The following is a 7,557-nucleotide window of genomic DNA, read 5'->3' on the forward strand; positions in this document are numbered from 1 at the left end:
CCCGATGGCCCACAACGCCTGCACGGGCCCTTCAGCACACGCGGCCGAAGGCTGCGGTGTGTTGTGTAGTTTGGAAGGGCACCCACACCCACGGATGAAACGACCACAGGCGCGCTAGAGCGGCCTATGGGAGCCGATCCGAAGCTCTGCGTCGACTCATCTTGCTGGAGGTTCGGGCTCCCCGATCCCCCTCGTAGCATGCTCACCCAAGCAAACGCCTGATGATCCCCATCTCAACGTCGTTGGGGGTGGCGCGGGGGGAGATCCACGCAGAACTGCTCTCCGCCACGATCCCCGTGCCATCCCCGTGCCAAAGGAAGCGGAGCGAAGGTTCTGCAGCATTGGCCCGGGAAAACCAATTTACGACTAGCGTCTCGTCGCCCACTTGCAGCCGCGCGCAAAGCCGCTGGGCGGGCGCTTGGGGCTCATGAATACCGTCGCTGGGAGGAGAACGGTGTCCACCGCTGCGCTGACCGGCAGGTCCAGGAGGGAGGCAATCTTCTCATCAAAGGCTAGATAGCCCACCTCTGCCTGGAAGTAGCGCACGCCAGAGTAGATTCCAGGGCATCCCTCACTCCACGAACGGGCTGTCTGACAGCCCAGCAGCTGGCTCGCTGCAATCAAGAAGAGAACCCACGACCCTTGCGTTCTGGTGCCCCCATTCTTCATTTTTCGAAACTACCAGAGAGAGGAGGAATGACAAGCGGGGTTTTCGAAGCCACCGCGGAGGACGGGGCTTAGCGCGGCCGCGGCGCTTCCGGATCCGGGTGATTACTTCGCTTTCGATCTCGCCGGTGAGCCAGTCGTCGTGTTGCGTGGGAAAGACGCTGAGCTGTGCGCGCTTTCCAACGTTTGCCGGCACAGGGGTACGATCTTGCTCGATGCCGGGACGGGAAACGCCTCCCAGCTTGTCTGTCCGTATCACGCTTGGAGCTACGATACGAAGGGTAAGTTGAAAGGCATACCCTACGCTGGCGATGTAGAGATCGATCGCGAGGCCCACTGTCTTCCGCAGTTTCAGCTCGAGGTATGGGCGGGAATCATCTTCATCAATCTGGATTCTGATGCAGCGCCCCTTGCGCAACGGCTCACGGGGATCGATCGTTATCTCGGTAAATTTCAAATCGATCGGTTTGAAGAAGCGGGCAATTTCTTCAGCTGGGAATGGAAGGCGAACTGGAAGCTCATCGTCGAAAATGCCATGGACTGGTATCATGTATTTCGCGTCCACGGCGAGACCATCGAACCATTTTCCGCCACGAAAGACTCGCGCTACATCGAAGGTTCTGCCGCCTGGTCGATCTCGGCCAGCAAATTGCGCCCTCCCATCGTGAAGCGCCCGGACCATCCGAATGCGTTCGGAGAGTTCGAACTCACCGGTACACCTATTTTCACCATCCCGCCGAATCTGGTGAGTTATCTCACTGCGGATTCGTGGGATTGGCTGGCGATACTGCCGTCGGCAGCGGACCGCTGTGTCGTAACCTGGAACTCACTGAGAGCCCCGGGTACTGCATCGATTCCCGCTGTCAGCGAATATTCCGCGTCAGGGGTCTTTGATCAGCTGATGGAAGAGGATCCGTTGCTGTGCGAACGCGTTCAGCGCGGGATGCGAGCGCGACACGGAAAGGGTGGGAGCTTAGTGAGCCTCGATCGCCCGATCGCCGATCTCCACCGCTATCTCGGCTGGCGTCTGTTCAACACCGAACCCTCGAAGCCGTGGATCGCGCCGGAGTAGGAAACAAGCAACGCTAGATCTGAACGGGACGCGCGACGTGTGCCAGGTATTGGCACTATTCCATATGAGGCACCCGTGGCTCCAGGGCCGATTCCTTCAATTTCAAGATCTGAACTCGGTTGGCGATTTCGGAATGGAGGACGTAGCGGTCTTGCACGTAGTCGAAAATTTCCGAGAAATAGTAGTCATAGTCGATGTTGGGAAACCGAGTGCGCTCATACACCAATAGTTTGTAGTCTCCCCGCCGCAGGTCGTCGAGAATTTCTTTCTTGGCAGATTCGTTGTTGGCAAAAATCGGCGTCGCGTATCGGGTCCGGGTAGGGCGGTCCAAGAAGAAGTACTGGTGAGGTGCGTGCAAGAACGCGAAGATCGCTTGATTCGGATCGGTGTTTTCTTCGACTGCACTTTTGGCAAATCGAATCACCGCATGTTGCCACGCTGGAATCAACGCACTCCCTAAATAGGGAAGTGGCTCCTCATATTCGACTTTCGCTGCGAAGCGTGAATTTGAGGCCAGCTTCGTCAGATTGTTCAAATTCGAAACTGCGATCAAAACGCAGAACATGGCAATCAGGCCGACACGCACAGTTCGCACGGTGGAGTCTCGAATGCCATGCGCGTTTTCGTAGCCATAGGACAGAAGCAGAAGCAGAGGCAGGGCCGCAAATGTGGAGTGGTAGATGTCGCAACGGCCGAGCAAAATACTGAAGGTGCAGATCCCGTAGCTGCAGAGAGCGATGACCCGCGCATTCCATTGTTTCTTGATCAGGAGCCAGGTCCCTGAAACGACCGCCGTCAGTACGGGAACGTAGGTCAGGCCGAAGTGGTAGTAGGCGACTAGGTCGCCTTTGACTCCAAAGAGTGTAGACAGGCCGGGAAACGGCGCGCTCTGGTGCTTGCCGGCCATGAGAAAGACCTCGCCGAAGCCCACCAGAAAATATTGTTTGAGACTTCCCTGGGATAGACAGAACCCGGACCAGAGCGCCGCGACCAGCAGAAAACCTCCGACGAAGCAACCCAGCGGCTTTAGCCAATCTCCCGTCGTGCCGGACTCCCGACTGCGAAGAACAAGAAACACCGAGCTTGCGACAAACGAAAACAGGCCGGTTTCCTGTGAAACCAGAACACTCAGCATACTGAGGACGCCCGCCGAAAACGTCAACCTTGCGCTCTTCTGGGTTCCGGCTGCGGCTTTGAACAGCAGAAACAAGGGCAGCAGGTTGAAGCACTGCCGAAACAGGAACCCCGGATTGACCATCATCAGTCGGCAGGTCAGACTATTGAGAAGCGCAACCAGGCAAAGAACCAACCGAGGCGTGACTCGCCTGTTCAGCACCGTCGAAAATACGTACAGGCTCGCCAGCCCAGCCACATTCAACAGCCAAAAGAACACACGCTCGGTGGCCAGCGTCTTCCCGGCGATCAGCATCGTTCCCACCAGTCCATAGAGAACGGCAGGCCCGAACTGATACCAGACATCTTTGTAGAGCACTCGACCACTCAACAGCTGATCGGAATAGAAGAGCCACTGGCCTTCGTCCACCGGCATGAGCCGTCGGTAGCCATTGAAGTCGAGGATCAGAATCGCCGCGATCGTGGTCAGCAGCCCGGCGTTGAGAAGTGAGCTTCCAGAGAAACCGTGAGATTCTGTCGCGTCGCTCGGATTCATATGCCTGACTGAGCGGGGTCGTACGGGCCCGTCCACCTGCCCGGCCAGAACCTGCGCCTCATATTGCCGCCCCATGATAGCGGCTGTCGGCGCAATCCACTGAACAAGACGAATTGATGCACGACTTCGATAGAGTAGGGCAACACACTCAACCCCATAGCAACTAGTTTCCACCGAACAACGGAATGTTGCAGCAAACAAATAGGGACACAGGCATGACCGAGATCATCCGCGCCGATCCATCGCACCTCGACCTGATCGCACCATTATTCGATGCGTATCGCCAATTTTACGAGCAGCCTGCCGATCTCACGAAGGCGAGGAACTTCATCGAAGCAAGATTGAAAAACGATGATTCCGTCATTTTTCTTGCCCTCGACCCCGATGGCTCTGCGATTGGTTTCACGCAGCTTTTTCCAAGTTTTTGTTCCGTCGCTGCGAAAAACGTCTGGTCGCTTGAAGACCTCTTTGTCAGTCCCCGTGCACGCCGCACAGGAGCTGCCCGGGCCCTGATGAACCGGGCAAAACAACTTGGGGACGAAACCGGCGCCGCTTGGCTCAGGCTGCAAACAGCAGTGACCAATATTCCCGGTCAGACGCTGTACGAAAGCCAAGGTTGGGATCGCGACACGGAGTTTTATACGTACTTTCTTTCGCTCGACGACTGACGATTGGAGCTTCCTGAAGGACTTGTCGGGAGCGGTACATTGCAGCCTTCGAAGCCCCTGCCGGAGCAGTGTAAAGGCGTGTCGGGTCAGGGGAGTTTGGCGAAGCCCAGTTCCGAGAAGATTCTCAGCATATCCGGGCCGGCCGTCTTCGGTTTAACATCTTTGTCGACCTTCTTTACGATCCCTTCCTTGTCGATGTAGATGGTCCAACGATCGGAGTAGAGCTGATCTTCGTACCTCACTCCGACGCCATAGAGCTTGGTCACGGCCTGGGTGGTGTCGCACAGGAGAGGGAACTTCGCCTGATGCTTTTCGGCGAACCGCTTGTTCTCATCGACGGTATCGACGCTCGCCATGAAGTAGGCCACATCGAACTCAGCAAGTTCTTTTTCGCTGTCACGCAGCGATTTCAGTTGGAGAGTTCAGCCACCTGTAAAGGCTTGGGGAAAGAACGCGAGGGCTACGGCCTGCTTGCCCTTGTAGTCGGACAGCGAGTACTGCTGGCCATCTGAACCCGCCAGTTTAAATTCTGGCGCGGGCGCTCCCACTTTTAGTTCCTGCGCGGTCGCCGAAATCGCAACCGCCATCGACATCGCTGTGAGTACCACTCGATAAAAATATTTGATCATCTCGGTCCTCAAGGGTGTTTCCTGCTCACTCGAATCGCGACACAGTTTATCGCAGAACGAAGGGGCCAGGGACCGGAGATCTTCGTTGCCTATTGGGGTGTGGTTGCCGTCGAGCTGGCGCACCAGCTGCGAATCTGAAGCGAGTCGAATGCCAGCAGCGTAGGAGGAGATTGGACCAACGGCACGGTCCCATACTGGGGGTACTTCTCTCGTAGAGCCTCGAGTGCGTCAAGGAATGAAGCATCTTCCTGCGGCGCCCCGGGCTGAACGACGCGAGCCTTTCCCTCGATACGAATCCACCAGAGTCGCTTCCAGTCGCTGGTGTACTCGTCGAGCAGAAGGCCAACGTCGGGTCGCGCGCGAATGTTGCGAACGCGTGCGAGTTCGCCGCCAGTTTTTGGTTTCCCGTCCACTGGCGACCACAAGCACTCGTCCACCAGAGCAAATACGATGGGCACCTGGTGGGGGCAACCGGCTTCGCCGATCGTGGCCAGGCGTGCAACTGGCCAGTTGTCGAGTCGATCTCGAATCGTCTCGGGAGAGAGTTCCATAGTGTCGTCGCCCCCTACTGCAAAACATTGAACTGAACGCGCCGTCGACCCTGCGTCGCTGGAAGGTGAAGTGATTGATATCCTCTTCCGCCACGAGTCGCATGGCTTTGGCTCCAAGAATCGTGCCCCGCCACGCCGTCATCTGCTACTGGTTTCGGCATGCAGACCGATCGCCGCGGGTTCATGCATTTTCTGGCCGGAACGGCCGCGTGGCTTATGGGTGGGAGCGCTAACGCCCTCGAGCCGGTGTGGACGAGCGAGATCCACATGCAGACCCGAAACACTCTGTTGGGCCCGGTTGGTCGGAAGTGGTGGCCTGTGACCCGCAAGAAGCGACGCACGAAGGCGTACACAGGGCACGAGCGGATCGCGCTGCCCGCTCCGGCGAGTCCCGGAGCACGCTCCCTGGCCGACGTGATCGGAGACTTCCGAGCGGCCGACGGGTTCGCGAATGGGGCGCTCGGCCTGAGCGACCTTTCCCGACTGCTGCACTTCACGAACGGTGTGACCGAGCCGCCGATATTGCGGGCGGCACCTTCCGCGGGGGCCCTGTACGCAGGGGAGATCTACGTCGTGGCCGAGCGGGTGACGGGCCTCGAGCCTGGCGTCTATTACTATGCGCCCCTCAGCCACGCGTTGGTGCCGATCCGGCAAGCCCAGGGGATCGATGCGGTGAGTCGCGCTCTCGAGCGACCCGGCCTGGTCGCGGGCGCGCCGCTCGTGGTCCTGCTGACGAATGTCTTCGGACGCTACGGCTGGCGCTATGCGAACCGGGGATATCGATACGCCTTGATCGACACGGGGCACATCGGCGCGAACTTGCGCCTGGTTGCGCGCTCGGCGAGGCTCGTCGACACTGCAATGCTTCGCTTCCACGATGAGCGCCTGAACTCACTGCTCGGGATCGACGGACGTCGCGAGGCGGTGTGCGCAATCCACGCGGTGGGGCATCCGGGGGAGACGACGCCATCACCCGTGGTGAGAACATTCGCGGAGGCAAAGAACGCGCCGGCGGGCTGGGGAGATACCGAGCGGTATCACGCGAACACTCGACTCGCGGAAGTCGCGCAGGGTACTTCCAAGGGTCCCGTCCTCACGCCTCGGGGGCTAAATACTGTAGACACGCTCCGGCCCGAGATGTCGGTAGAGGACAGCATCCGCAATCGACGCTCGGCCAGTCACTTCGAGGACCGCGTGATGCAGCGCGATGCACTCGAGTGGATCCTCGATGCGGCTGTAGGCCAGCCGGCGCTATCTCCGGTAGGGGAGGTGGAGTTGCTGCTCGCGGTGCACCGCGTCGCGGCCGTAGCCCCCGGCCTCTATCGGTACGAGCCAAACGGAGCGCGACTCGTGCTGATGCGGAAGGCCGACCTGCGCGGCCAACTCGTCCGCACTTGCCTGGGGCAGGACAAAGCGGGCAGCTGCGCGGTGGCCTTCTTCGGTGTCGGCAATCTCCAGCACGCCAGCGAGACCCTGGGCGATCGCATGTATCGCGATCTGCTGATCGAAGCGGGCGGCATCGGCCAGCGCATTTACCTGGCCGCCGAAGCGGCGGGTCTCGCCGCCCGAAACCTCGCCGCCTTTCGGGACGACGCCCTGAATCGCCTACTCGACCTCGATGGACGGAAGCGCGCGGTCCTCCACCTGACCCTCGCAGGACGCGGGTCGTAGAGTCGCTAGAAGTTGGATCAGGACAGCCCGCGAACCAGATTGCGATACTCGTCCTCGTCGAACGCGCGCAGGGTTTCGAGCCGCACGTTGCCAAGAGCTCCGGCCGTGATCGAGAACTTTGCCGCAGCCTCGTCGTCCGGCGCCTCGATTACGATGACCGAGTCGTACTGCCCCCTCCACGATCGACCCGCGTGCTTTACCGGGTCATTCCTTTTTCTAAGCTCACCGCCTGGTAGTAGACACCCGGGTCGTCCACGATGTCGTTCACGAGCAGAGTCTCGCTAGCTTCCCTATGACCGCTGCGATAATCTCGATACTCGTTGGTTGAGCGATAACCCCGGTTGATTTTACTAGCCCCAGGAGGCGATCATGTCGAGATGGTTTCGAACCGCGATAATTGCTGTCTTTGTGATTGCGGCCCTGGCGTTCGCGACCCCAGCCCTGGCTGCGTCTGGGAAATCAAACAAGCCGAACGTCGTCCTCGTATTGATGGACAATTTCGGATACGGCGAAGTCGGCGTGTATGGCGGAGGTGTTTTGCGTGGAGCGGCAACACCGCGAATTGATAGCCTCGCCTCCGAAGGTTTTCGATTCACGAATTACAACGTTGAAGCGGAGTGCGTACCTTCGC

9 protein-coding genes are annotated in these 7,557 nt (G+C 59.1%); 4 read left to right on the forward strand and 5 right to left on the reverse strand.

Features of this window, described 5'->3' with window-relative positions; genetic code table 11:
• Window positions 1-366: 366 nt before the first annotated feature.
• Complete coding sequence (locus tag IH881_19665; GenBank protein MCH7869919.1) at window positions 367-669, reverse strand: hypothetical protein; 303 nt, start codon at window positions 667-669, stop codon at window positions 367-369.
• Between the two features lie 139 nt (window positions 670-808).
• On the opposite strand from IH881_19665, the gene IH881_19670 reads away from it, so the two are divergent.
• Window positions 809-1,738: an aromatic ring-hydroxylating dioxygenase subunit alpha gene (locus tag IH881_19670; GenBank protein MCH7869920.1), complete on the forward strand. Its 930-nt coding sequence runs from the start codon at window positions 809-811 to the stop codon at window positions 1,736-1,738.
• Between the two features lie 55 nt (window positions 1,739-1,793).
• On the opposite strand, the gene IH881_19675 is transcribed toward IH881_19670, so the two are convergent.
• Entirely contained in the window at window positions 1,794-3,407 is a 1,614-nt protein-coding gene (locus tag IH881_19675; GenBank protein MCH7869921.1) for a hypothetical protein, read from the reverse strand.
• Between the two features lie 215 nt (window positions 3,408-3,622).
• Between IH881_19675 and IH881_19680 the strand changes: the two genes are divergently transcribed.
• Complete coding sequence (locus IH881_19680) at window positions 3,623-4,075, forward strand: GNAT family N-acetyltransferase (protein MCH7869922.1); 453 nt, start codon at window positions 3,623-3,625, stop codon at window positions 4,073-4,075.
• A gap of 86 nt (window positions 4,076-4,161) precedes the next feature.
• Here the strand turns inward: IH881_19680 and IH881_19685 are convergent, their stop codons facing one another.
• Both IH881_19685 and IH881_19690 read right to left on the reverse strand, forming a co-directional pair.
• Entirely contained in the window at window positions 4,162-4,704 is a 543-nt protein-coding gene (locus IH881_19685; GenBank protein ID MCH7869923.1) for a redoxin domain-containing protein, read from the reverse strand.
• An 89-nt stretch (window positions 4,705-4,793) separates the two neighbouring features.
• On the reverse strand, window positions 4,794-5,255 hold the full coding sequence (locus IH881_19690) for a TIGR03668 family PPOX class F420-dependent oxidoreductase (protein ID MCH7869924.1): 462 nt from the start codon (window positions 5,253-5,255) through the stop codon (window positions 4,794-4,796).
• 159 nt (window positions 5,256-5,414) lie between these two features.
• On the opposite strand from IH881_19690, the gene IH881_19695 reads away from it, so the two are divergent.
• The gene (locus IH881_19695; protein MCH7869925.1) at window positions 5,415-6,926 is read left to right on the forward strand and encodes a SagB/ThcOx family dehydrogenase; all 1,512 of its coding nucleotides are present in this window, start codon (window positions 5,415-5,417) and stop codon (window positions 6,924-6,926) included.
• A gap of 17 nt (window positions 6,927-6,943) precedes the next feature.
• Here IH881_19695 and IH881_19700 read toward each other — a convergent pair whose 3' ends face one another.
• On the reverse strand, window positions 6,944-7,081 hold the full coding sequence (locus IH881_19700) for a GYD domain-containing protein (protein ID MCH7869926.1): 138 nt from the start codon (window positions 7,079-7,081) through the stop codon (window positions 6,944-6,946).
• A 214-nt stretch (window positions 7,082-7,295) separates the two neighbouring features.
• On the opposite strand from IH881_19700, the gene IH881_19705 reads away from it, so the two are divergent.
• Window positions 7,296-7,557: sulfatase-like hydrolase/transferase (locus IH881_19705; GenBank protein ID MCH7869927.1), on the forward strand; the 262-nt coding region annotated here is incomplete at its 3' end.

This window comes from Myxococcales bacterium (assembly GCA_022563535.1).
In the GTDB taxonomy this organism is placed as follows: domain Bacteria; phylum Myxococcota_A; class UBA9160; order UBA9160; family UBA4427; genus DUBZ01.